The sequence below is a fragment of the Pseudomonas fluorescens NCIMB 11764 genome (assembly GCF_000293885.2).
GTDB lineage: Bacteria > Pseudomonadota > Gammaproteobacteria > Pseudomonadales > Pseudomonadaceae > Aquipseudomonas > Aquipseudomonas fluorescens_B.
Map to the genome: position 1 here is coordinate 6187567 of NZ_CP010945.1, position 24554 is coordinate 6212120.

The 24554-nt window shown below is 53.7% G+C and carries 22 protein-coding genes; 10 read left to right on the forward strand and 12 right to left on the reverse strand.

Going from position 1 to position 24554, the window contains the following annotated elements; all coding sequences use genetic code 11:
• Positions 1-103 precede the first annotated feature (103 nt).
• The 5 genes from B723_RS28105 (at position 104) to B723_RS28125 (ending at position 6594) form a co-directional block, all read left to right on the forward strand.
• Positions 104-1120: an AraC family transcriptional regulator gene (locus B723_RS28105; protein WP_017337420.1), complete on the forward strand. Its 1017-nt coding sequence runs from the start codon at positions 104-106 to the stop codon at positions 1118-1120.
• Positions 1121-1418: 298 nt separating this feature from the next.
• Positions 1419-2765, forward strand: a complete 1347-nt coding sequence (locus B723_RS28110; protein WP_017337419.1) for an MFS transporter — start codon at positions 1419-1421, stop codon at positions 2763-2765.
• A 55-nt stretch (positions 2766-2820) separates the two neighbouring features.
• Entirely contained in the window at positions 2821-3570 is a 750-nt protein-coding gene (locus tag B723_RS28115) for a nitroreductase (protein ID WP_031318594.1), read from the forward strand.
• Positions 3567-5210: an AMP-binding protein gene (locus tag B723_RS28120; protein WP_017337417.1), complete on the forward strand. Its 1644-nt coding sequence runs from the start codon at positions 3567-3569 to the stop codon at positions 5208-5210. Before B723_RS28115 ends, B723_RS28120 begins: the two co-directional genes overlap by 4 nt.
• Positions 5211-5331: 121 nt before the next feature.
• Complete coding sequence (locus tag B723_RS28125; protein ID WP_017337416.1) at positions 5332-6594, forward strand: OprD family porin; 1263 nt, start codon at positions 5332-5334, stop codon at positions 6592-6594.
• Positions 6595-6727: 133 nt separating this feature from the next.
• Here the strand turns inward: B723_RS28125 and B723_RS28130 are convergent, their stop codons facing one another.
• The 3 genes from B723_RS28130 to B723_RS28140 all read right to left on the reverse strand — a co-directional run bounded on the left by B723_RS28130 (position 6728) and on the right by B723_RS28140 (position 11265).
• Positions 6728-8371: an acetolactate synthase large subunit gene (locus B723_RS28130; RefSeq protein ID WP_017337415.1), complete on the reverse strand. Its 1644-nt coding sequence runs from the start codon at positions 8369-8371 to the stop codon at positions 6728-6730.
• A 269-nt stretch (positions 8372-8640) separates the two neighbouring features.
• A complete protein-coding gene (locus B723_RS28135; protein WP_017337414.1) occupies positions 8641-10062 on the reverse strand; it encodes an amino acid permease in 1422 nt (473 codons plus the stop codon).
• A 396-nt stretch (positions 10063-10458) separates the two neighbouring features.
• On the reverse strand, positions 10459-11265 hold the full coding sequence (locus B723_RS28140) for a gamma-glutamyl-gamma-aminobutyrate hydrolase family protein (protein ID WP_017337413.1): 807 nt from the start codon (positions 11263-11265) through the stop codon (positions 10459-10461).
• A gap of 84 nt (positions 11266-11349) precedes the next feature.
• Between B723_RS28140 and B723_RS28145 the strand changes: the two genes are divergently transcribed.
• Complete coding sequence (locus B723_RS28145; protein ID WP_017337412.1) at positions 11350-12054, forward strand: FadR/GntR family transcriptional regulator; 705 nt, start codon at positions 11350-11352, stop codon at positions 12052-12054.
• Between the two features lie 839 nt (positions 12055-12893).
• Here the strand turns inward: B723_RS28145 and B723_RS28150 are convergent.
• Both B723_RS28150 and B723_RS28155 read right to left on the reverse strand, forming a co-directional pair.
• Complete coding sequence (locus B723_RS28150; RefSeq protein ID WP_017337410.1) at positions 12894-13097, reverse strand: BPSL0761 family protein; 204 nt, start codon at positions 13095-13097, stop codon at positions 12894-12896.
• A 347-nt stretch (positions 13098-13444) separates the two neighbouring features.
• Entirely contained in the window at positions 13445-13633 is a 189-nt protein-coding gene (locus B723_RS28155) for an AbrB/MazE/SpoVT family DNA-binding domain-containing protein (RefSeq protein WP_017337409.1), read from the reverse strand.
• Positions 13634-13921: 288 nt separating this feature from the next.
• Between B723_RS28155 and B723_RS28160 the strand changes: the two genes are divergently transcribed.
• Entirely contained in the window at positions 13922-14140 is a 219-nt protein-coding gene (locus B723_RS28160; protein WP_017337408.1) for a hypothetical protein, read from the forward strand.
• Positions 14141-14567: 427 nt separating this feature from the next.
• Here B723_RS28160 and B723_RS28170 read toward each other — a convergent pair whose 3' ends face one another.
• The 3 genes from B723_RS28170 to B723_RS28175 all read right to left on the reverse strand — a co-directional run bounded on the left by B723_RS28170 (position 14568) and on the right by B723_RS28175 (position 16154).
• Positions 14568-14915 carry a hypothetical protein gene (locus B723_RS28170; RefSeq protein WP_017337406.1) on the reverse strand — a complete coding sequence of 116 codons (348 nt, stop codon included), beginning with the start codon at positions 14913-14915 and terminating at the stop codon, positions 14568-14570.
• Between the two features lie 562 nt (positions 14916-15477).
• Positions 15478-15609, reverse strand: coding sequence for a hypothetical protein (locus tag B723_RS33955; protein WP_017337405.1), 132 nt, complete (start codon positions 15607-15609; stop codon positions 15478-15480).
• 62 nt (positions 15610-15671) lie between these two features.
• On the reverse strand, positions 15672-16154 hold the full coding sequence (locus tag B723_RS28175; protein ID WP_017337404.1) for a toll/interleukin-1 receptor domain-containing protein: 483 nt from the start codon (positions 16152-16154) through the stop codon (positions 15672-15674).
• Positions 16155-17066: 912 nt separating this feature from the next.
• Between B723_RS28175 and B723_RS28180 the strand changes: the two genes are divergently transcribed.
• On the forward strand, positions 17067-17432 hold the full coding sequence (locus B723_RS28180) for a histone-like nucleoid-structuring protein, MvaT/MvaU family (protein WP_017337402.1): 366 nt from the start codon (positions 17067-17069) through the stop codon (positions 17430-17432).
• A 953-nt stretch (positions 17433-18385) separates the two neighbouring features.
• Here the strand turns inward: B723_RS28180 and B723_RS28190 are convergent.
• The 3 genes from B723_RS28190 to B723_RS28200 form a co-directional block, all read right to left on the reverse strand.
• A complete protein-coding gene (locus B723_RS28190) occupies positions 18386-18895 on the reverse strand; it encodes a helix-turn-helix domain-containing protein (RefSeq protein ID WP_017337400.1) in 510 nt (169 codons plus the stop codon).
• 75 nt (positions 18896-18970) lie between these two features.
• Positions 18971-19381, reverse strand: a complete 411-nt coding sequence (locus B723_RS28195) for an addiction module antidote protein (RefSeq protein ID WP_017337399.1) — start codon at positions 19379-19381, stop codon at positions 18971-18973.
• A gap of 460 nt (positions 19382-19841) precedes the next feature.
• The gene (locus tag B723_RS28200) at positions 19842-20750 is read right to left on the reverse strand and encodes a site-specific integrase (RefSeq protein ID WP_017337398.1); all 909 of its coding nucleotides are present in this window, start codon (positions 20748-20750) and stop codon (positions 19842-19844) included.
• A gap of 172 nt (positions 20751-20922) precedes the next feature.
• On the opposite strand from B723_RS28200, the gene B723_RS28205 reads away from it, so the two are divergent.
• A complete protein-coding gene (locus B723_RS28205) occupies positions 20923-21903 on the forward strand; it encodes a DNA-binding protein (protein WP_017337397.1) in 981 nt (326 codons plus the stop codon).
• On the opposite strand, the gene B723_RS28210 is transcribed toward B723_RS28205, so the two are convergent.
• On the reverse strand, positions 21860-22654 hold the full coding sequence (locus B723_RS28210) for a hypothetical protein (RefSeq protein WP_144425286.1): 795 nt from the start codon (positions 22652-22654) through the stop codon (positions 21860-21862). The two genes, B723_RS28205 and B723_RS28210, sit on opposite strands and share 44 nt — an antisense overlap.
• Before the next feature lie 1248 nt (positions 22655-23902).
• On the opposite strand from B723_RS28210, the gene B723_RS28215 reads away from it, so the two are divergent.
• Complete coding sequence (locus B723_RS28215) at positions 23903-24550, forward strand: TnsA endonuclease N-terminal domain-containing protein (RefSeq protein ID WP_017337395.1); 648 nt, start codon at positions 23903-23905, stop codon at positions 24548-24550.
• The last annotated feature ends 4 nt before the right edge of the window (positions 24551-24554 follow it).

The following is a 24554-nucleotide window of genomic DNA, read 5'->3' on the forward strand; positions in this document are numbered from 1 at the left end:
ACCCGAGACAGCAATATCAAAGGACAATGCACAATCGATCATTCAAATAATATTTTCGGCACCAACCACAGATTGCGTACGGCCACACATCCCCGGAGAGCTCATGGCGAACATCCTAGACAAAGGAACCACATCAATCGCACTGGTGCATGAGGCCCTTCACAGCGCCAGGCAACGAGACATAGATCTGGCACCTGTGTTAGCGATTGCAGACATCGACCCTCAATTGCTTGATGCCCCAAGAGCTAGAGTTTCGGCCGCTTCATTTGCTCGGTTGTGGGTAGAGCTGGCAGATTTGCTGGATGACGAGTTTTTCGGCATCGATAGTCATCCGATGCGTCGAGGCAGCTTCAAACTGATGTGTCACGCACTTCTCGATTGCTCAACCTTGGGTCAGGCTTTACCTCGGATGCTCTCGTTCTTGCGGTTGGTACTCGATGACACTCATGGCGAACTACACGTCAAGGAAGATCAGGCGTATATCGTCCTGCGGGATCAGGGAGTCTTGCGACGACTCTTTGCTTACGGCACCTGGTTTATCCTAGTACATGGCCTGTCATGCTGGCTGGTAAACCAACGCATCCCATTACGTGCGCTCAGTTTCCGCCCCCCTAAGCCTGTCGATGAAAGCGACTATCGAATGCGTTTTTGTGAAGACATTCAATATGACGCACCCATGACTGAAGCCCGTTTCGACAAAAAATTCCTGGACATGACAATTGCACAGACGCCTGCCAGTCTCAGCGTATTTTTGAAAGAGTCCCCAGCGAGTCTTTTGGTCAAATACCGCAATGACGACAGTATCAGTGCGCAGATAAGACGACGTTTGCGAGGGTTGAGCCCTGATCAGTGGCCAGAAAGAGACGAGCTGGCACTTTTGCTATGCATGTCCAACTCGACCTTGCAGCGCCGGCTGCAGGCAGAAGGTACACATTACCAAAACCTCAAAGATGATTTACGTCGTGATTTGGCCATTGACCTGCTTTCGCGCGGTGATCTAACAGTTACCGAAGTCGCGGCAGAAACCGGCTTTCAGGAAACCAGCGCTTTTCACCGCGCGTTCAAAAAATGGACGGGAGTCAACCCAGGTGCCTATCGGCGCAACCATCCAGACAAGTAATGCTGCACTACCAGAACGACGCAAAGCTCCCCTTCCCCCGCTCCATAGGCGCTGGCCAGGAACCCGTTTTCCTAGTAACCGCGCGCAGTCTTAAAACATGCCCAAATAGCTCACATAAGTTGGTGCCGCCAGGCATGGGCTGCCCCAAATTGCCTGCCTAGAATCGCCAACAAGCAGCTGTCCTCCGCTAAATAAACGGTAAGAGGTAGACGACATCACGCTGACGTTTCGGCGCCAGTCTTGACGTACGCAAGCAAGTGCACTTCACAAACAAAAATAAAATAGAAGGAGACACGATATGCAACCAGTGAACGTCTATACGCTCGCAGGCGAGTCAAAATTCAACAGCTTTCATCGGCTGATTCTTTTCTGGTGCGTGCTGATATTGGTCATCGATGGCTACGACCTTGCCGTTGTAGGGGCAGCATTGCCCGCCATCATGCAAGACATGGGTATTGACCCCACCAGCGCAGGAATCATGGCCGGTTCGGCCCTGTTGGGAACCATGCTAGGCGCGATTTTTCTGGGGACGTTAGCCGACCGTATCGGGCGCCCCAAAATGATCGCCATCTGCGTCGCCTTGTTTAGCCTGTTCACCGCGGCGGCGGGGCTCACCAGCGACCCGATCAGCTTCAGCATCGCCCGCTTCATCGCTGGGCTGGGAATCGGCGGCGTCCTACCGATCGTGACCGCACAAATGGGTGAGTTTTCGCCGGCGAAGCTTCGTACCCGGCTTGTGACCTTAGTGTTTGCGGGCTACTCCGTGGGCGGCATTCTGGTCGCAGTCACCGGCAAGCAACTGATTGAAAGTCACGGTTGGCAGTCGGTCTTTTACGTCGCCGGCCTCCCTGTGCTGTTGATCCCGCTGATCTTGAAAACCATGCCGGAGTCCATGGCGTTCTTGCTCAAACAAGGACGCCAGCAGGAACTGTCCACCCTCATCAAAAGGATCAGCCCCTCTTATCCAATGGACGGCCAGACGGTGCTGGCCGGGAATCCCGCCGAGAACGACGCCTCGCTCGGCACCCCTATAAAAGGGCTGTTCAGCGAAGGCCGTGGCTTCAGTACTGTGATGATCTGGGCGGCCTTCATGACCGGCCTGTTCATGGTCTACGCGCTCAATTCGTGGTTGACCAAACTGATGGCAATGTCAGGCCATAGCCTGGGTTCTGCACTCAACTTCGTCATCGTTTTTAACGTAGGTGCGATTGTCGGTGCGATCGGAGGCGGATGGCTCAGCGACAAGTTCAACATCAAATATGTCCTGGTTTCATTCTACGTGATAGGTGCGGTGGCGCTGACAGCGATGGGCTTTACACGCTCGACTGAGTTGTTGTTCGTGGTCGTCTTCATTGTCGGCGCCTCCACCCTCGGCACTCAATTGATTGCCTATGCCTATGCCGGCGACTTTTACCCAACCTCAATCCGTTCGACAGGTGTGGGCTTTGCGTCTGGAGTCGGCCGCATCGGCGCAATTATCGCTCCGGTACTTATTGGCTGGCTCGTCTCGCTGGCCTTGCCACTCGAACAGAACTTCATGGTGATCGCACTCGCGGGCCTCATGGGTGCCTTGGCGGTCACATTTGTAAACCAGGCACGGGCGGACTCCACCCAGGTCAGCAAAGCGCCAGCGTTGTCCCGCTGACCGAGTGTCTGCAGTGCAGATCTCCTTGTCCATCTGACTCAATATCAGCTGAAGGATGTGTACCTTGAATCGCTTGTCACTACCGCCGCTGTCAGCGCAAGAACTGAAGCGCACCGTCGACTGGGCAATCGCCTCACGCCGCAGTGTCAGGGCCTTCCTGCCGACTGCCGTATCGCGTGAAGAAATCGAAGCGATTCTGGATGTCGCTCGTTTCAGCGCCTCGGGCGTCAACATGCAACCGTGGCGCGTTCACGTCGTCACCGGCGAAGTGAAGGAACGTTTGTCGATGGCGATCGCCGCCATCGACAACGATCCGCAGCTCAATAGCAATATGCAAGACCCTTACGAATACTACCCCCGCGAGTGGGTCACGCCCTACGTTGATCGCAGGCGCAAAGTGGGTTGGGATCTCTACGGGCTGCTGGGGATTGCCAAGGGCGACAAGCAACGCATGCACCAGCAGCACGGACGCAACTATCGGTTTTTCGATGCCCCGGTAGGTCTGCTGTTTACCCTCGACAAAGTACTTGAGCAGGGCAGCCTGCTGGATTACGGCATGTTCCTGCAAAGCGTGATGGTGGCCGCCCGCGGTAGAGGCTTGCACACCTGCCCGCAGGCCGCCTTTCTCAAATATCACAAAGTCATCTCAGAGGTGCTGAGCATTCCGGCCGAACAAATGCTGGTGTGTGGCATGAGCCTTGGCTACGCCGATCCCGCGTCCATTGAAAATACGCTGGTCACGGCCCGGGAGCCGGTCAGCGCATTCGCCGTTTTTCATCATAATAATAAGGAGACCTGTCCATGACCTACACACGCGGACTCGATCAGAGCCCGGCAAACCATGTCCCGCTGACGCCCCTCGGCTTTTTGGATAGAGCCGCCTTGGTTCACCCTGAACGTATCGCCATCCTCCATGGGGAGCTACAGCGGACTTGGGCGCAAACTCGCGACCGCTGCTACCAGCTCGCTTCGGCGCTGGTGGGAAGAGGCATCCACCCAGGTGATACCGTTTCGATCCTATCGCCCAACACGCCGGCAATGGTCGAAGCACATTTCGGCATTCCGTTATCGGGCGCCATCCTCAACACGATTAACCATCGCTTGGACGCCGACGGCATCGCGTTTATTTTGCATCACAGCGAATGTAAGTTGCTGCTGGTCGACTGCGAATACATGGCGGTCGCCACTGCGGCACTTGAGCGACTCGAGTGCCGCCCAGAATTGATCAACGTTCGCGACCATCTCGCCGCTGTGTGTGCCAACTCGCAGGTACTCGACTACGAAGCACTGCTCGCCGAGGGCGACACGGAATTCGAAGGGATATGGCCGAGCACTGAGTGGCAACCGATTGCCCTCAACTACACATCGGGTACCACAGGAGACCCGAAAGGTGTGGTGGTCAGTCACCGTGGCACCTACTTGATGAGCCTGTTGCAGATGACCAACTGGTCGCTCCCTCAGGCGCCCAGATATCTGTGGACGCTGCCTATGTTCCACGCCAATGGCTGGTGCTTCACATGGGCGATCACCGCTGCGGCTGGTACCCATGTGTGCCTGCGCAAGGTATCGGCAGAATCGGTATTCGATGCGATTGCCCAGCACCAGGTTGATCATTTCTGCGCGGCCCCCACCGTGATGGCCATGATCGCCAATGCATCCAATACCCGCGCCCTACCCCACCCGGTTCGCGTATTGACGGCAGGTTCCCCGCCACCTGCAACTGTACTGGACGCGGTGGTATCCATGGGGTTCCAGGTTGACCATGTGTATGGCATTACTGAAGTAGCGGGCACGCCCATTAGCTGCGTCTGGCAGGACGAATGGGATGCCCTCCCCGACCGAGAGAAAGCGAAAATGCGTGTTCGACAAGGTGCACGCGCTGCAGCATTCGAAGGCTTGATGGTCGCTGATGCGCAATCGCTACAACCCGTCCCCCATGATGGCCAGACCACCGGTGAACTGCTGCTGCGAGGCAATACCGTGATGATGGGGTACCTGAAAAACCCGACAGCCACGCAACAGGCATTCGAGGGCGGCTGGTTTCATACTGGTGACGTTGCGGTGGTTCATGCAGATGGCTACATGCAGATCACCGACCGCTGCAAAGACATCATCATTTCTGGTGGTGAAAACATATCTTCGGTAGAAATCGAAGACATCCTCCATAGTCATACGGCGGTACTTCATGCCGCCGTGGTCGCTCAGCCAGACGATAAATGGGGCGAAGTGCCCTGCGCTTTTATCGAACTGAAAAGCGGAGCCATCTCCCCGACGGAAGCCGAACTCATCGCTTATTGCCAGGCACGCCTGGCCCGCTACAAGTGCCCAAGTCGGGTGATCTTTATGGAACTTCCAAAAACGGCCACCGGAAAAATCCAGAAGTTTATTCTTCGCCAACAAGCGGGAAGTCGTGAAGCGATCATAAGTCTGGCTTCAAGCGGCTGATAACCCGTGACAAGATTTCACATTGCACAAATCTATCAACATGCGGAGCGCGGTCGCGTTACTCCCTCAGGGAGTTGCGCGCGCTGCAACACCAAAAACAACAACAAATGGTGCATTAGAGATGGCAAAAACATGTATGGCGTCGGTCTCGACAATCCTGTTCACTTGCGCGGCTCCCAACGCCTTTGCAGACTTTATCGGGGATACGCAAGCTAGCCTTGAATCGCGTAACTTCTACTACAACCGTGACTTTCGCAACGACGAAGCCAGCCAATCCAAACGTGATGAGTGGGCTCAGGGCTTTATCTTGAACGTACAGTCTGGCTTCACTGAGGGCGCGCTTGGGTTTGGCGTCGACGCGCTCGGTCTTCTGGGGGTAAAACTGGACTCCAGCCCAGACCGAACTGGCTCGGGTCTACTGGCCTTTGATTCACAGCGCAATGTAGATGACGAGTACAGCAAATTTATTCCAACCGCCAAAGCACGCCTACGCCGCAGTGAACTACGCATTGGTGGCCTCAACCCGGTACTCCCGCTGCTATCCAGCAATAACAGCCGCCTGCTCCCGCAAGTATTTCGCGGCGGTATGCTGGTATCAAAAGACTTGGAGTCTCTAAGCTTCAGCGCCTTGCGAGTTAACGCCGTGAAGCAGCGAAATTCGACGGACTTTGAGTCACTGACTGCTTTTGGGTACAAACCAGTCAAGGCCGATCACTACACCTATCTGGCCTTTGACTACAAAGTGATGCCACAACTTTCGCTCAGCTACCATGTGGCCGAGCTGGAAGACCTCTACCGCTCGAATTTTTTCGGTTTGAAGTTCGAACGTGTGCTGGGCGTCGGCTCGGTGATCTCCGACCTTCGATATTTTTCAGCCAGCGAAACCGGGGATGAGAGCTTGGGCGAAGTGGACAACCGCACACTCAGCACACTGCTCTCCTATCGTCAGAGCGGCCATACGTTCGGTGTTGGCTTCCAGAAAGCCTGGGGTGAAACATCGTTCGCCATGGTTAATGGTGCTGATACCTATCTATTTGGCGAGTCGTTGGTCAGTACTTTTACAGCACCCAACGAGCGTGTCTGGATAGCTCGCTATGATTTCGATTTCGCAGCCACCGGTTTGCCGGGGCTCATTGTGGGGCTGAAATATGTTAAAGGTGATGAGGTCGATCCTACACTTTTGAGATCGACCCAGGCTGCTAATCTGCGATCTCAAGGGCAAGATGGTAAAGAGTGGGAGCGCGTTACCGACATCACTTACACCATACAAAGCGGTCTGTTTAAGAACGTGTCAGCCCAGTGGCGCAACTCCACGAATCGCTCCACTTACGCCGATAGCGCCAATGAAAATCGTCTGATTTTTCGATACACGTTCAAATTCTGATGCGGTCGGTCGATGGCTGCACTTAGCGTCTGCGTGCGGTTGAGCCACGATATTTCGGAGTCGCTGTTAATGAGCTAGAACAGATGTGGCAGTGGATAAGTGCCACATCTATGACAAGGCGCAACTCGATGTATCAAACCAGCGTGCTTCTCCTCTTGAGCTCGCTGTTCAGTATGAAATCGTTCTCCGAATAATCTACGGGGCAATCGATTACATGCACGCCTGGCTCGCTGATGCAGCGTTCTAGAAGTGGCAGGAAATCTTCGGCACTTTCCACTCGGTACCCCTTGGCACCGTAGCTCCGTGCGTACATTACGAAGTCAGGATTGCCATAGTCCAAGCCGAAATCGGTAAAGCCCATGTTCGACTGTTTCCAGCGGATCATGCCGTACCCATCGTCGCGGAGAATGATGACCGTGAGATTCATCTTCAGGCGCACGGCGGTTTCCAGTTCCTGGCTGTTCATCATGAAGCCACCGTCACCGCACACTGCAACAACCGGCCGGTCTGGGTAGACCAAGTGCGCAGCCATCGCCGAAGGTAAACCCGCGCCCATGGTCGCCAAAGCGTTGTCCAGTAACACCGTGTTCGGTCTATGGGCCTTGTAGTTACGCGCAAACCATATCTTGTAGATACCATTGTCCAAAGCCACGATGCCCTCGGACGGCAGGGCACGACGCACGTCGGCGACAAAGCGTTGTGGATAGATCGGAAAGCGGTTGTCGTTCTCGCCCTCGATCACCTGAGCCTCGTTGGCTTCACGGATCGCCAGCAGCCGACTGAAATCCCAGTGCGACTGAGGCTGTAGAGCCTCCTCGATCTGCCAGACCGCATTGGCGATATCGCCCACCACTTCGATCTGAGGAAAATACACCGGATCAACTTCGGCCGAGCGGAAGTTGATGTGAATCACCTCAGTTCCGCCACGCACCATAAAAAACGGCGGTTTCTCGATAACGTCATGGCCGACATTGACGATCAGGTCCGCTGCCTCAACAGCACGGTGGACGAAGTCACCGGACGAAAGCGCAGCGTTACCGAGGAACCGCGGGTGACGCTCATCGACCACGCCTTTGCCCATTTGGGTGGTTACGAATGGAATACCAGTCTTGTCGATAAGCTGCTTAAGCACCTTGGCGGTCATCTTACGATTAGCACCAGCACCGATCACCAGAATCGGATTACGAGCAGCCTGGAGCTTTTCAACCGCAGCTTCAATCGCTTTATGCTCCGCCAGCGGACGACGGTGGAGGCTCGGAATAATTGGCGTGGTATCGGTTTGCTCGGCAGCGATGTCTTCCGGAAGTTCCAGATGCACAGCACCAGGTTTCTCTTCCTCAGCCAGACGAAAGGCTTCACGTACACGTGAGGGAATATTGTCGGCGGACGCAAGCTGATGAGTGTACTTGGTCAAAGGTTGCATCATGCCGACTACATCAAGGATCTGGAAGCGCCCCTGCTTAGACTTCTTTATGGGCTTCTGGCCGGTAATCATCAACATCGGCATGCCCCCCAAGAAGGCATAGGCACCTGCTGTGACCAGGTTGGTTGCCCCTGGCCCAAGGGTCGATAGGCTGACACCCGTCTTCCCAGTCAGACGACCGTAGGTGGCAGCCATGAAACCAGCCGACTGTTCGTGACGAGTCAGGATCAGTTTGATGTTGGAACGACGCAACGACTCCAGAAGATCTAGATTTTCCTCTCCCGGAATGCCAAACACGTATTCAACACCCTCGTTTTCCAGGCATTGCACGACGACATCTGCAGCCTTGGCCATTTATCCACCTCGATTTCCGTAAGCGCGTGATCGCGTTTGTACAATTTCTAATTGAATGCGCCGGCCTTTTGATATTCTCGACGCCAAGATAGCTGGCTAGTCGTTATGGGCCGACGCGGCATCAACATTTTTCGTTCTCGATACGAGAAGTGCTCTGAGACATATTGCACTTATCACAAGCTAACAAGATCTACCCCTCTCTAATGGTGATCTAGCCAGATTAAAATTTGATCTGTTTGCAAACATGCCCTTGACTAGACGCGCGCTCTTCAGGCACATGAGTTGGGTATGGCTTTGCGCGACTTTTCTTTAAACTTCCAAAGATAGGCAACAACTAAAAACATAAACCAGAACGGCATCGCAAATAAAGCCTCCCTAGTGTCTGCTTCCAGCGCAAGCAATCCGAGTACAAACATGAGAAACGCTTGAGTGATAATCGCCAGAGGAATGCCCCCTCGGAACTTGAACTCAGATTTCTCGTGCAATTCGGGATTTTTCTTCCTGTATACCACGTAGGAAAGTGTAATCATCGACCAAGTGAAAAGAACGATGATTGCAGACACCGTTGAGACCAGAGTAAAAATAGTCATTACTTCTGGAATGACAAAAAGAAGTGCCAGCCCACCAAGGATAGTGACACCGGTAAACATGATAGCGTTAGCAGGCGTTCCTTGTTTTGTTGCGTGCCCAAGTGAAACAGGAGCATTCATTTTTTTGGACAAGCCAAAAAGCATCCGCGCTCCAGAGTAGATACCACTGTTTGCTGACGAAGCAGCTGACGTGATGACAACGAAGTTGATCATCCCGGCAGCAGCAGGAAACCCTGCGAGAAGAAACAGCTCAACAAATGGACTTTTATTCGCCGGTATCATCCCCCACGAAACCACGCTGATGATACAGGCCAGGGAAAGGACATAAAACAGAACAATCCGAACTGGAATTGTATTTATTGCTTTTTTCAATGTGCGTTCTGGGCTCTTGGCCTCAGCCGCAGTCGTTCCGATTAGCTCGGTTCCGGCGAAAGAGAATATGGCGATTTGAAAACCAGCGAAGAACCCACTAATGCCATGAGGAAGCATGCTGCCTCGTTCAATGAGATGAGACATTGAAGCGGTGACGCCGTTTGGTGAAGTATAAGAAATCGCAATCAATACAAACCCTGTAACAATTAACAGAACGATCGCAACAACCTTTATCAGACCAAACCAGAACTCAACCTCGCCAAACACCTTCACTGCAAGCATATTCAAGCCGACGAGCGTGAACAGTGTCAAAATTGCTGGTGCCCAAGTAGGGGCATCTGGATACCAATATTGAAAAAAACCAGCAACCATGACCATATCTGCAATTGCCGCCACGCACCAGCTTAGCCAATAAGACCAACCAAGCACGAAGCCGACTTCTGCTCCAAGGTACGTCGCGACAATATCTGCGAATGACTTAAAGCGAAGATCGGAAAGTAGCATCTCACCCATCGCTCGCATGACACAGAACACAAAAAAACCGATGATCGCATAAACAAGAATGATAGAGGTTCCAGAAAGTGCAATAACCTTTCCTGCCCCCATGAACAACCCAGTACCGATCGCTCCGCTAATAGATATCAGTTGAACGTGGCGATTTTCAAGCCGACGTTTTAATTCATTACCAACACCAGGCTCTTGCGTTGATTCATCGAGAACACAAGCCATAATAACCTCTTATTATTTTACCAGACAATAAAATGCCGTAGGCACAAATGCGAAACCAAACTGGAAACCCATATGCGCCGTTGTTAAAACCACATAGCCACTGGCATTCAACTATCAAAAGGGATATAGGGCTTTACTCCTACAATCGCCTTATGCGTAACGAAACTGAGAGCGTCTTCCTGAGCTCAATACTCAGCCAAAATGCCAGTTACAGAGAGCGTAAATCTTAGGTACCAAACCTCCAGCCCCTGAGACAAGTCTCCCCCTGCACAAGATCAAGCTCCTTGGAAAACTACCAAACTGCAGAACCATCCAGCCTTGCTTACAACAAAAAAACATTGGATATCCAATGATAGGTAACTCATTGAAACTACCAGAGCCTTCCACTAAAAACCTTTAAGCGGTACACGCCTTATTTTTTGTTAGCGTAGATTGAGGTGTATTTTTCTGAAGAACTGCGTTCAAGAACGCGCCCATAAGTAAATCGAGATCATTTTGTGAGGCCATTGGATCCTCTGGATGCCATTGCACCCCAACAATCCAATTTTTTTTGTTTGCTTCGATAGCTTCTACGACGCCGTCGGCTGCTCGAGCAGTGACTGTTAGCCCTTCACCTACCCGCGAAACGGCCTGGTGATGGCCGGAACGGATCGTGATCTCACAATCCGAGTATATTGACTGCAGCCGCGAACCTAACGTAAGCGTGACGGGGTGAGAAACCATAACCGAGTTATCAACCGTACCACTATGGAGCCCTGCGCCAATATCTTGAATTAGCTCCCCACCAAACGCGATATTGATCAGCTGCATGCCTCTGCAGATCCCAAGGATTGGCAGATTGTCGGTACTTCCTTGTCGAATGAGGTCGAGCTCAAACTGGTCTGCTTTTGGGTTGATCGCATACATCGTTTCGACAATTGGGACTTGACCGTAGCACGCTGGGTCTGCGTCCCCACCTCCTAGAATCAACAGCCCGTCGGCTTGACGGAGCAGCTCTTCTGGTGGCGGATTCGCAGCAGAAGCATCCACAAAAATATACTCAGCTCCACCTCGATGGATCGATGAGAAGACTCCATCCGAAAGCTCGTGCAGCGTTTTTTTGAGCCATTCGCCTGCATCTGGAGGGGTCAACGATCCAACGACAAGAATTTTTGCCGAGGCTACTGAGAGGTTTCTATTGGTCGAACTGGCCATTTCAGGCATGATTTCCTCGTCAACTAGCTGAAAATACGGCCGCACCAGGCCGCGAAAGCATCACGAGATTAACATCTATAGTCTAGAGGTCAAATGAAATTTCTATCCCCTCTTCCTGGATCAGTTCGATCTGCTCCAGACCTCGTGGCGCTGCGCTTACGGGAAGCAATCTTCACGGGCGAGCTTCGCCCAGGGGATCAACTCCCTCCTGAGATCGACCTAGCGCGAGGATTTGGCATTGCCCTAATGACGGTACGTGTGGCTCTCAATGCACTTAAAGATATGGGGCTGCTCGCAACCGTTAGAGGCCGTAATGGTGGCACTTTCGTTACCAATGACGTAGGGGAACGCATTGCCGAAGCAGCGCGCCAGTCGCCTCTCACCAAAGTAGAGCTACGAGACCTGACAGATTGGCGACGAGCCATTTCGGGGGAGGCATGCTTTCTTACCGCAAGTCGAGCTTCTGCCGAAGACCGTGTAGCTATACAAACCGCAGGCGACAACTTTGACCAATTGCTGCCGAAATTTCCTGATGTGCGTTTTGCCGATGCAAGGCTCCATAGCCTAATAGCAGAGACTTCTAAATCAGAGAATCTACTACGTGGTGAAATAGAGATTCAGCGAATACTTACCGAAGTAATTCTCGCCATAGAAAAACCCCGAGGAAGTAAACATCTAACTAGTTTCAGCCACGACCCAATAATCAAAGCCATAGCGCAAGGTAATGGGAACGCCGCTAGAGAGGCCATGCTGAACCATGCTGAAGATACTTTTACCTGGGTTACACTGCTACTATAAATAGAATTAACAGCACATGAATACCATGAACAAATAAGCACATCAAAGCGCATCACTTTCCGTATTTAGAATCAAACTTCGAGCAAGGCCGCAACCACTAACAGAGTCAGTTTTTGATGGCGGCCGACCGGCAATTGAACCACCTTTCTAATAACGATGCGCTTTAAGAAATTACAAAATCCAACTGAATCAGACTCACACCAAAAGCCCCCCATCCAATTTAATGCTGGCCGAATTAACGGTGCGGCGCCGTGTAAGCACTCCTAACTTTGAATGCTATTTAGTAGGAGATACTTCGAAGGGCAAAACGTTAAATTCCAATCTACAAGTGTCGCAGAACACGTGGTGGCTAGAGCAGTGCAAGAGCTTTTTACTTCGCTGACAATATCGGATCAACATGAGCCGTATGGTGATGAGGCGCTCGGGGCCAATCGCTACATGCCGCTGCTTAGAGGTCATGTTCTGGATTGGGTTGAGCAATATGGACTTGGTGAAGATGTTCGATTTAAGACTCAGGATAACGAATAAATAGAATGTGCAGGGCGGTGAGCTTAACCGCTCCGGCACTGAAGCCCTCCCAAAAAAAGCGCGGGGAGTCGCCACTCGTGCTCCCTATAGTGACGGCAATCGTTTCAATTCCTCAGCCATTCGCTTTAGCAACATGCTCCTTTGGTCCAGGCTCACGCTGCCATCGTTGTGCTCAGTCATTGCCTCAGGGAGCTGACCTGACGACTGAGTGTCGCGGTAAGGAGACGGCGCCCTTTACCCTATACCTATCAATGGCTCAGGATCAGCGGCTTTTGGCCGTTCATGGTTAGTCAATGCGGTTAATCGATACTCTAGCTCAGACAGGGCTCGATCAGTCGGTCGACCCTTCGCTCTTCGAACTGCCCTTCCCGCATCTCGTTTGCATTGGGATAATGCCTCAACAGCTGGCGGGCCTGACGTCGAATGGATTCTGACAGCGCGGGGCCTTGCGCAAGCTCGACCAGCAGCTCTCGCGTCTGAATGAGCGCGGGCGTGTGCTCGCTCGGCATCGTCATGATGTCCCCCTACAGCCGCGCGAAGCCTGATGACTGCCAACCAAGGTCCCCACCGTCAATCGCCCCAAGCCTACACCGAAAACCAGATTGCACAGGGCTGCAATCGCCGGGATCAACCCGGTCTGTTCGTGAATCCTCCCTCGCCTCCTCGGCGTACCATCGATCGAGCCGCCGCGCACCAAAAACGCCATGAGGTTTGAGAATCTTGCTTTCTCATACCTGTTGAGTCGCTCACTTCAAGGTGTTTTGGCCATGTCCCCCCCGGCAACGCATGCTTAATCGCCGTCGCTGAGAAGTGCCGCTCGCTTAGGCCCGTTTGAAGATTAGGTGAAGCGCACGGGCTCCACTCAGGGTGTCGCTAAGTCGCTCAACTTCGGCGTCAGAACTATCGCATCGTCGATCACTTCAAGCGTCAGCACGTCACCGAGGCTCAGTCCAACACTGGCGAGTAGCTCAGTCGGTAACTCAATGATGACGTCGCCACTGCCATCCAGAGGATCTTGGCATTTCACTGTCCAGCGTTGGGCTTCGGTCATGATGTTACTCACACTTTTTGTCGTGGCGGGGACGGTTCATTATGCTCGCAGTGTCTTCGCAAGTTGAAGCGTGATGCTGACTGCTGAGCACGTCTACCTGCCGTTCACTGCGGGTTATGTTTGCTAAGCCGGGCGGGTCGAATCCGGGGCAAGAGGCTGGTTAGGTCGAATGCAACTGGGTGATCATGCCCATGCAATAACCCTGGTGTCATCGGGTCTGGAAAAGTGGCTCCAGCCAACGGCGAGTTCAGCTAGTCTTCCTGCTCCGGTTACTCAACGACGACACCCATGCCAGATAACTCTGAAACGAATATAGCCGCAGCAGATGCTCTCACGCTGCTCCTGCACAACCAGCACGCCATAGGTGCGGCCATTGAAGAGGTGACCAAGTGGCTCGCCGAGAATGGAGTGGGGAGTGTTGCCACTAACGCAATGGCGGCCATGGACACGCTGGACAAAAATGCTCAAGGCATCACAGACGCCATCATGCGACTGCGGCAGGCATAGGCATCATCTATAGCACTGCTAGCCACCCTTCACTAGCGTCCCGATGTAATCGGGGGGGAGTGGGAGATTACATTTCACTCGCCCCCCCCCCCATTTGCCTGTCCACTGACCAGCTGTTTGCATTCGACTTGACCAACAGGCACCGCAGCGACGACCGACAGATAGCGGCCGATTCTGTTGAAAAAGTCGCTTCTTCCACACTGCCGCATACTGACCGCTGAAAACGCCTTTTTTTGCGCGCTGCTACGCGAAATCTGGGCCCGGAATACTCTGCTCAATGTAAAGATTTCAGTCTCAAGCGCGTACTTTTCTACCGTGGAAACCATGGCCGACTTTTTCAACAGAATCGGCCAGGAATAGCCATCCAATACGTGTAGGACATCGGGAACGATTTATCGCTGACGATGTGACTTGAAGAGAACGTCCTTTACTCTGAGGAGCTGCTCAGCGTCCCGATCCAAAAGTACAGGGCGTTCATGAGGGCAGCGATCACCCCAAGCATCGCCGCTTTTGTGTTCAACATGGCGGCCGTGGTGGTGATCGCAATAACTTTCGTCTGATCGAGGTTTTGGATCTGGGCCACGTCTTCTTGCCATGCTGCAGAGATGTGCCAAAGCATCGCCGACAGGATCGTGATGATGATGCTGGAGACAACCATGAGCTTCTTCAGGCCAGATATGACCCATGGGTTATCCGCGCAGTAGTTGCGCACCAAACAGATGATGGCGCCAGCAATGTTGGCAGTGGTGCGGAACAGCTTGTACAGCTTCTTCATTCAAGAGCCTTATCAGTGGGTGCGGCGACCGATTTTCAGTCACCTACTTCACTATTCGGCACGTTCCTCGGTTTTATTTACTGCTTTTCTCAATTTTTTTCAGAAATCGCTTCGAGATCGACGTCAGCTATCGCAGATCAATGTCGTAGCTCGCCCTGCTTGGCCATCGAGATAAGGTGGAAAATGGGACATATCGATATATCAAGCAGACTGGCCGACTCTGGCCGAAAGCACCTTGTCGCGACCGGTTGAATCCACAGTCGAAAGCCGTCCTTCGGGATTGACTGCTTATGGCCGATTCTGTTGAAAACAGTCGGCCATGGTATGCGCAACAGAAAAACACGCGTCCGAGATTGAAATCTTTACTTTTGGCAGAGGCTTCCGGACTCGGATTTCACGTGGCAGCGTGCAAAAAAGACGTTTTCACCCGCCAATGAGCAGGCAGTTTGGGCAGACCGACTTTTTCAACAGAATAGGCCGTTTTCAGTCGGACGCGATAGGCGGAATACGGCCAGAAGGGGCCGAACCTACGTGAATCCCCCCTCTGGCAACGCTTTTAAGGTCAGTCACCTTTTTTGTGTTTATGTACTTCCAGATCGGGATGTTTGGGTTTGTTTTCTTCAGTAACACGACGGCGTTGGTCCTTTTTGCCGGTGGATTCAGCGATCGGTTTGGGGCCGGGTTTAATACTCATGTGTTCAACTCCTTCGATTGATAACAGGTCTGTAAGTAAAACCGTACGCATAGAAAGTGAAGCTACGGGGCGACCAACTCGGCAAGCTTGGCCGCGATATCTGCAAACGTATCTTCAGCAGTGCTCAGGCCGCTTCTCGAACCGAGTAGAGGGCTGACTTCTCGCAGCGATTCGTATGTGGTGTCGTGAATGATGGGAACCAGCAGATCCCTTGCGAGGAGCGCGGAAAGCTCTTTGTCAGCGATGCCTTCAGCTGCTAGGCGACGCAGCAAAGCAGGGGTCACCAGCACAATACCTACTCGAGACTTCGCCAATCCCTTATCAATTTCACGGAGTAAGGAAGAGCCTAGAAGGACATCTTTCTCGCTGAACCAAACGGAAACACCGAGCGACTCGAGTACATCATGCAACTCCTTCGCGGATCCTTTCCGGTCGTCCCAGGCATGACAAAGAAAGACGTCACGTAGATCAGGTACTGTCGCACGCCTCTCGACATTTTCGCGTACCGGCGTGAGCGTTCTTACCTCGGCGGAGGTGTAAGCCACAGAGGATCCGGGCTTCGACCAGCGCGGCTTTGCGCTGCTGGATGAACCGCCGCTACTGCGACCACCCCCGCCATGAGACGGGGACGAATAGGATGGTGCGTAGGACGAGGATGAATACGATCGCGATCCGTACCCGCTATATCGGCTGCTACATGCGGGACACGCTGCCCTTGCGCTTGCCGAACGATGACCATGTACCGGTGCTGTACATCTAGACATGTAGTAAACCTTCCGTTTGTAGCTGCTCGCCCAAGAGATGATTAAGCAGCGGTTGTACCGAGCCATCAGCTTTTGAAAACACCGCAGCCCATCCTTATTGGCTCGAAATCAACCTGCACTTCAGATCGTGATTCCAATATGCTGGCACGAACAATAGCCCATAGCGCGAATTCTGCTACCAGGCGTAGCGTGAATGTTTGCTAGCGGCTTCCGATACAAATGCCTCCCTGGTCTAGAGCTATCTATCATAGCGGGTAGCTCTCGACCCAAGTTTCAGGTCTTTGACGTTCAACGGCCCCGCCATCGATGCCGTGGTTCAATCGACGAACGTCTCCTACGGGTCGTTCTCTGGCGGTCATCACTTTGGCATGTGCTGGTTAAGTCGAATGCAAACGGTTGTTCAGCTCAGAATGAAACGATGAAAGCTCATCCATCCGTATCCCGAACTCTCGAATTACTTGCGGTTGACATGAATGCGAATCTGGAGCGAATGCTTCCTCTGGATACGCGTCTTGACGCTCGCATCATTCGCGAGTCGATCAGATTGATGTTGACCTCAATACGCCGCTCTCGGCGGTGGACGAATAAATCAGGGCCACGAACCTTGCCTCGCATGCGCTGGGTTCCCAGACCCTAGATTCAAATTGTGGTTTTTGGTGTATTGTTAGGTGACTAACTACATAGAGAATTAACATGTCAAAGCTCGCAGAATTTCGTCAGCTCGAAAAGCACTTGGCTGAACAGCTCCAAGCTCTCGAAGCCCTGAAAGGTGATGTTGGCCTCAAGAAAGAAATCGAGTTCGAGACCAAACTTCGTGCACTGCTGGCCGAGTACGGCTACAGCCTGCCGAACGTGATCAACCTACTAGATCCGCAAGCGAGCCGTCGTGCTCCTGCCGTCGATTCTAAAGCTGGCACCCGTAAGCCACGCCAGGTGAAGGTTTACAGGAATCCTAAAACCGGCGAAGTCGTCGAAACCAAAGGCGGCAATCACAAAACGTTGAAAGAATGGAAAGCAGAACATGGCTCCGCGACCGTTGAGTCTTGGCTGACCAAGTGATTTTGGTTTGAGTACACAAGGGTCCTCCAAGGGCTCTTTTTTTCATCTCATTCAAGAGCGGCGGTTATGAAGCTTCGTCAGTTTGTCTGCCCGTGAAAGATCGTATCAGTGACGGGCAAAGCGACCCATACGGCGAGCTCCGTCATGGTCTCGCCGCACCGAGATGTTAAAAGCGAATGGCGGATATCAGCGATTCTGTTGAAAAAGTCGGTTCTTCCAGACTGCCCCCATACTGACCGCTGAAAACGTCTTTTTTGCGCGTCGCTACGCGAAATCTGAGCCCCGAATCCCAGGCTCAAAGTAAAGATCTCAATCTCAAGCGCGTACTTTTGTGTCGTGGAAACCATGGCCGACTTTTTCAACAGAATCGACCGATTTCTGCCTCTCGCGATGGGTATAACCAACTCCAAGCTGACGGAGGCGAGAGGCAAAAATCGGCTGAAAGCGCTCGTCCGAAAGTGCAATGAACGTTTTACGCTGCCTTTCTGAAGGTAGGAGGAGAGCAATCGAATGAACAAAAGCGATTGCTGTAACCTACTTTTTTGAGTTGTTAACTTCACTGGCTTACAGATCATAAAAGTGGTTTACAGGCGTTTAAAACACTTGGTGAACGACCGAACTGGTTCACAACCAATACTGCGCCTACCATCTTCACCTAACCAAGCATGGCGGCTTACGGCTTGCCAATCGGCGAAGCAATGCCGCCCATATCGCCCTCTAGGTATCAGTCACGACACTAGACCTCAGCCCCTCCCAACTGGACGAACGTATTGGCCGTCGGAGCGATCAACGAGCCCAATCGCCGAAGAGAGCATCGGCCTCAATGTAGCGCACTGCTGACTGCTCATCGCGCCAATCAACATAATCCATCAACGCCTTGCTGCTCCAGTGATTGCGACTGGCCTAGGTGGCAAACCCGCGGCGCATTGAATGCACGGTATAACCCTCGCCATTTACCGGGCGTGACGTGGGCCTGTAGTCGAGGGTTCCTGGGGAAGAGTACGAGTATCCGAAACGAATGCTTTCGGGTCCATATGGAAGCGCTCGGCCAGGGCGAATGCCATTCTAGGGCTGATCGACCTATTGCCATTGAGAACCTTGGACACCACGAATTTGTCGCCAATTTCGGGCAGATCCGAGCCGGTCAGTTCTAGTGTCTCCATCAAGTCCTTGATCAGTTGCACCGGTGTGATGGTGGCCTTGATCGCAGCGTTAAACGCGTTGAGGTGTTCGCCTTTCTTTTCGAAAGCCAGAATCGCGTCTTCAAGCTCGATAAGGATCCGCTCTTCATACTTGTTGAGTTCATGTCCGTCGGTCAGTTCATCAAGCAGTACAGTGGCCCGAGCGTAATCCTCTGGCCCCTCGATGCCGTTCACGAATTGACCACGCAGCTGCTCCAGAAGCATTTGAAGACTTTCGAGCGCAGCGCGCACGCTCAGCGAATTTTCAAGAACAGCGGTCATGGTTTTGTTCCTCTTTTGTTACTGGCGTACCACGCGGTAGCGGTATCGTAGTCAGCATGGCCGCTGGTTGGGCAGCTACCGTAATTTTGCTGCCGCCGTTTTTTTGGCAACACCCGCAGCGGGGTTGGTGAAATTGGGAGCCGACTGGTTTGCTGCAATCGGCTGCACGGTGAGTTCTACTCCTACTGCCATTAACAGCTTCTTGACAGTCTCAAAGCGAATTTTTGCCCCGCCTTGAAGGGATTTACAAAGGCTCTCTCGATCGACTCCCGCTTCTTGGGCAACCTTGTTCAAGCCTCGGGCTTTAACAACCTCGGCGAGCGCTTTCATGAATATTTGCGGGTCTTGAGCCATCATACTTTCAGCAAGATATGCGCTGATGGTTTCCGGGGTGTCGAGGAAGCACGAAGCTTCGTAGAGGCTGGTACCGGAAGTGTCAAGCTCGAGGATCGACATGTCCTCAGGATCAAATTTCGATTCGTTCATCTCATTTACCTCTCAGGCGACAATCTCTTTTGCCCGCTTGATTCCTCTCATTTGGTCGGATTTTTCACTTCCCCTTAGAATTAGGTAAACAGTCTATTCAGTGACAAATTCTGTAATCCGGGTCGACAAAAACACGCACCTAGCTCACGCGGTCGCCTACCGGCTCGCCATCTCCCAAAAATGGCCTTCCCGGTCTCGGTTCAATCGCGATGAACAGTCGTCTTCCCTGCCCCCCCTCACACCGTCGAGCCAACGGTTTAAATGGGGAGAGTTAAACATGTCGTCAGCGACCGATCCGGGTCCATTACTAACACGGTAGGCCTACCATACTCTGCTCACCGAATAGGGCGGCTTGCCGCTCGACAATCGGCGAAGCGTTACTGCCGAGATCTTCCAGGAGTCAGTGGCGGCAATGCCCCCATACCCTTCCCGCCAGGTCATCCCTTTGGCGTCAGTGCGCTCAACGTGCCCAATCGCCGAAGGGCGCATCGGCCTCAACATAGCGCACCGCCGACTGCACGTCGCGCCAACCGACGTACTCCATCAACGCCTTGCTGCTCCACTGGTTGCGACTGGCCCAGGTGGCAAAACCGCGGCGCAGTGAATGCGCGGTATAACCCTCGCCAGCCACACCGCTGCGCAAAAACGCCAGACGCAAAATTCGCGAGAGACTGTTCGGGTTGACCGGTTCCTCCGCTAAGTGACCCCAGCGATCGATGGCGCGAAATACCGGCCCTTGGTTAATGCCACTGACCGCCAGCCAGTGCTGGTAGGCATCCACTGGGCAGAGCCGCTTCAGCGCCGGCACCACCAGTGTAAGACCGCGATGGTCGCGGTCGGTCTTACTGCTGGCGAGGAAGATGTCCAACGCTTGTCCTTCCCGCAGCTGAATATGCTCGACACGCAGCCGGCACAGTTCGTCACCCCGCAGCGCACGCCAAAAGCCCATTAGCATCAAAGCCTGGTCCCGCGCCGCGCGCAGCCGCACCGCTAATTGATCCGAGGTCAATTGCCCGACCAACCCCTCGACGCACGCTTCCAACCTCTGTAACTGCAGCACTTCGGCTTGCTTGATCGGTTGCGGGTGCAACGCCTGAATGCCGCGCAGCACATCACGCACCCGCGACGCCTTGGTGGGGTCATCGAAGCCGTACTGCTGGTGCCACTGGGCCAAGGCCGCCAGGTGCGTGCGCAGGGTATTGCTAGACAACTGAGCGCCATAGGCCGCCAGATAGCGTACGACGCTCTCACTGGAGGCCGGCAGTACCCCGCCCCACTCCACTTCAAAGTGTTCAACGGCTTGTGCATAGCGGCGCTGCGTACTGTCGCGTCGCGCCGCTTGCAGATACCGCTCGGCTGAATCGCTCATCTCACCTCCCGCATACCGCGATTTCGGGGCCCGGCCTCGAAAAATGCTTGTCACGTTCAAGAATTCAGCATTCTCGAACGCCAGTCCGTCCGAATTCCTGCCGTCCCAAAGGCAGGGTTACAGCTGTAAATGCATACTCCGTAAACCAGTACGAAATCGTCGGAGTCAGGCCATGGCACGCGGAGGCATCAACAAGGCCGTGGTGCAAATCGCCCGCGAAGCGCTGCTCGCCCGCGGCCAGCACCCCAGCATCGACGCGGTGCGCGTGGAGCTGGGCAACACCGGTTCGAAGAGCACCATTCAGCGTTATCTGAAGGAGCTCGGCACCCGAGAGCAGGCGCTGCCGCCCACCCCCGACGAGGAACTGCACAGCTTTGTCGCCGGTTTAAGCGCTCGCCTCACGGTGCTGGCCGAACAGGCGGTCGCCGAGGATCGCCAGCGCCTGCAGCGGGATCGTTCGGCGTATGAGCAGCAGCGCTTGCAGCACCAGGCGCAACTCGATCACCTGCAGAGTGCTTACGCCGGCCTCGATCGTGAGCTGCAGGCCCTGCGCGAGCACGAGCGAACGCTCCAGGAGCAACTGCGCCAAGCGGACGGCGAATGCCAACGCTTGGGCCAGCTGGAACACGACCTGAACCAGCTGTTGCTCGAACGGACGACGTACCTCCAGTCGCTGGAGGACAAGCACCGCCAAGCTCGTGAAGCGCTGAAGCACTTTCGCCTGCAGCATCTGTCCCAGCGGGAGCAGGAAACCCAGCGACACGACGCGCAGGTTCAGCAGTTGCAACACGAGTTGCGGGCACTGCGTATCAGTCTGTCGGACAAGCAGGATGAACTCGCCCGCCTCTTCCAGGACAACGAACGGCTGGTCAGTGAATTGCGCCACCAGGGCCAACAAGATCGGCAACGTGAACGTGCACTGCAGCAGTTACTGCAAAAAAACCAGGATCTGAAAGTCAGCGAGCACAGCGCGCAGGCGCGGATCCAAACGTTGACCACCGAACACGCCAGCCTGCGCGAACGGGTCAAGCGTCATGTACTCACGGAGCGGCAGATCCGCCGCGAGTTAAGACTCCAGCGACAGCAGGTCACGCGCTTGCAGGCTCTGCTCAGCCACAGAACGCCGCCGTCATCGAAGGTTGGAGATTACTAGGTTTCATTCCACCGACCACCTGCCGCCAAAGTCGAAACCCACCGCCATGGGCGTAGGTCAACACAACGACCTCGCGCAAACGTGGGTCCCTACCCCCTATCGCAAACTGGTCACGTCGATGTTGTTTAAGCCTCGCTTCGACTTTCAAAGCAATCTGCGGCGGAAGTCCAATCGGCACCGGTGGACCGACCGGCAGTGAGGCCGTTTGCCGCTGCATTTCTTGGTCGGGCCGGTAAACCTGCAAAAGGGTGCATGCATAAAGGTCCCAACCGGAGATCCACCCCTGATAGCGCATCCAGTTACCGTAGTGGTTGAAGGCCAGGCAGGCCTGCTCAAAGCAGGCGAAGTCTGAAGGCCAGCCATCGATGTCTTTGAGCAAATCGCGCTCATATAATTTGTTCAGTAACTCGTACAGCGGCTCACGGATGAAGCAGCAAGGTTCAGCCATACACACCAGGAGCAGGTAATTCAGAAAATGCGTACGCAACCAATTGCGGTGGGATTTAAATTGTCTGGAGGTCGAGCCCAATAGGGCGAGGACAAATCCCAAGTTGCGCCAGTCAGGGCAGACACAGAGTCGACGCATCAAGACGGGGCCAAGCGCCGGCAGCAGATACCCTTTTTTCAGGTGCAGTGTCTGCGCCAAATGATCGGTATGGCGGCGCTCATCCCAGAGTGTACTCAGGACCATCCATAGCGAATTGCTCCGGACGGACCACAACGCGGGAAAGTCCCTCAGCAACTCCTTCATACACCTGTCGTCGTGAAGCTCACTGCCCGTCAGCAACTGCGGCCACTTGTTGTTACGGGCCAAGTCTACCAACGGATGATGCTGGTGTGCCCAAATGCAGCCACCTCGCGTCAAGGCCGGTCCGTTGTGCGGACATCCAAAATAGCTGCATAGGCTATGAGCAATCACACGGCCCCTCAGCTTATGGACCAACGATGAACAAGCCATGGCACATCATCCCTTTCAGCGTTTAACACCTGCAGTGAAGCACACAGCTGTCCAAAGAAAGCGCGCGCTACAGCGGCAAACGCAACATGCGTTAATAACACGGCGCAAAAAGACAGGCGACATCAACAAGATAGGAACCGCTGTTCAACAACAGTTTGGACGTCGATCTCCGATGAAGAATGGCGTTGAATAATGTTAACAACGCAACAAGATCAGCAAACCGCTGCAACGTGCTGGGAGTGCCACCATCATGAGCACCATACTTGTTCGGTATCGTTTACGAAAAGAAACGACTCGACGTCGCGCCAGTGCAGAATCGGCCTTTAGCTCGCCTCGTCTACGGCCCCCGCTAGCGATCTCTCCACTCTCATCAATCACTCAACCTGAGCGCGACGAAGCGCTTCGGCCCCACGCCTTTCCTTTGCGAACAACGCTGTCGCTGGCCAACCTCCATCACTGCCCCAATCCGTCTCAACAGGCCAATATGCCCCCCAACCTGAATTTGTTGCGCTGGGATAGTTTCGTATTCGCGAGAAAGTTTTCTCGCGAATACGAACATGGCTTTCTCAGCTTCTTGCTAAGCGCGCTCGGGATAAAGGTCAGCGTCGAAATGCTGTCGTCATGTGCACCCGACACTCATGTCCGCGAACCTATGGGTGGGCCTATGCAAATCGTAATACTGTCCGATACACAGACACGCCTTGTACACGGGGCACACATTTGCGCTGGGAATGCGGTGTGCGAGTGGATAATTGGTATGGTCGAAGCCTTGGCGAATCACCCCAATAGCCAGCCTGGCCGAACTCGGCCGTCAACAATTGCCCGCGGAGCAAGCATGCTTCCCCCCCAACGAACCAGCGGTCAAGTGCTGGATTACATGAACTGAAAAGGCTGCGTCGCTTCGCTCCTAAGCATGTCGATGAACCTCTTCGCTATTGCCTGGACAATAGCCCCGAGTTCCCCAATATCAGTTCTTTACTTGAGGGCTTTGGCGGTGAGTGATGTGGACCAACCATCGCTAACACTCTCGGAGCCCAATCCATGGTTACTCCATTTGATCGGAATGAGCCACATTCGGGCTATACGCTCGAACCGAGCAAACCGTTGGCGTTTGGAAAACCCCGCAAGCTGGTGACCTTCGTTGCCTCGCGCAAGAACCAAGTCTCCATAGGCTGCGAGAGCTTACTGGAGGCTGATTTTTGCATTCATCTGGAATATCAAGCAGCTATCGCCGCCTACCAATCGCAGCCCTTCACCATCTGCTTCACCGGGTCGAAATCCCGCTATACCCCTGATTTTCTTGCAACAATGGTGGACGGTGGCCAGGTTGTGTACGAGGTAAAAAGCTGCGCGGGTGCGCGCAATCGAAGATGGCAAACACGGCGTGCCGTACTGGAGCAACTGTTTAGCCGAAACGGCTTGCGGTTCGAATGCGTTGAAGAGCGTCAGTTTTGCCATCCTGTCCAGATCCAAAACCTTCGCACGCTTTACCATTTGGGCTACAACGGCAGCCTCGCCAGGGTGCCGTACATGCTTCGCCTACTGCGCGAACAAACACAAAGGAGTGCGTCGATCACGTTTTTGCTGAAACAGGGAGTTTCGCAGGCTGACATCACCTGTGCACTGTTTCACCAACGGCTGCATTGCAATCTGCAACGCCCGCTGAACTTACTCAGCCGTGTGTGGTGAATGT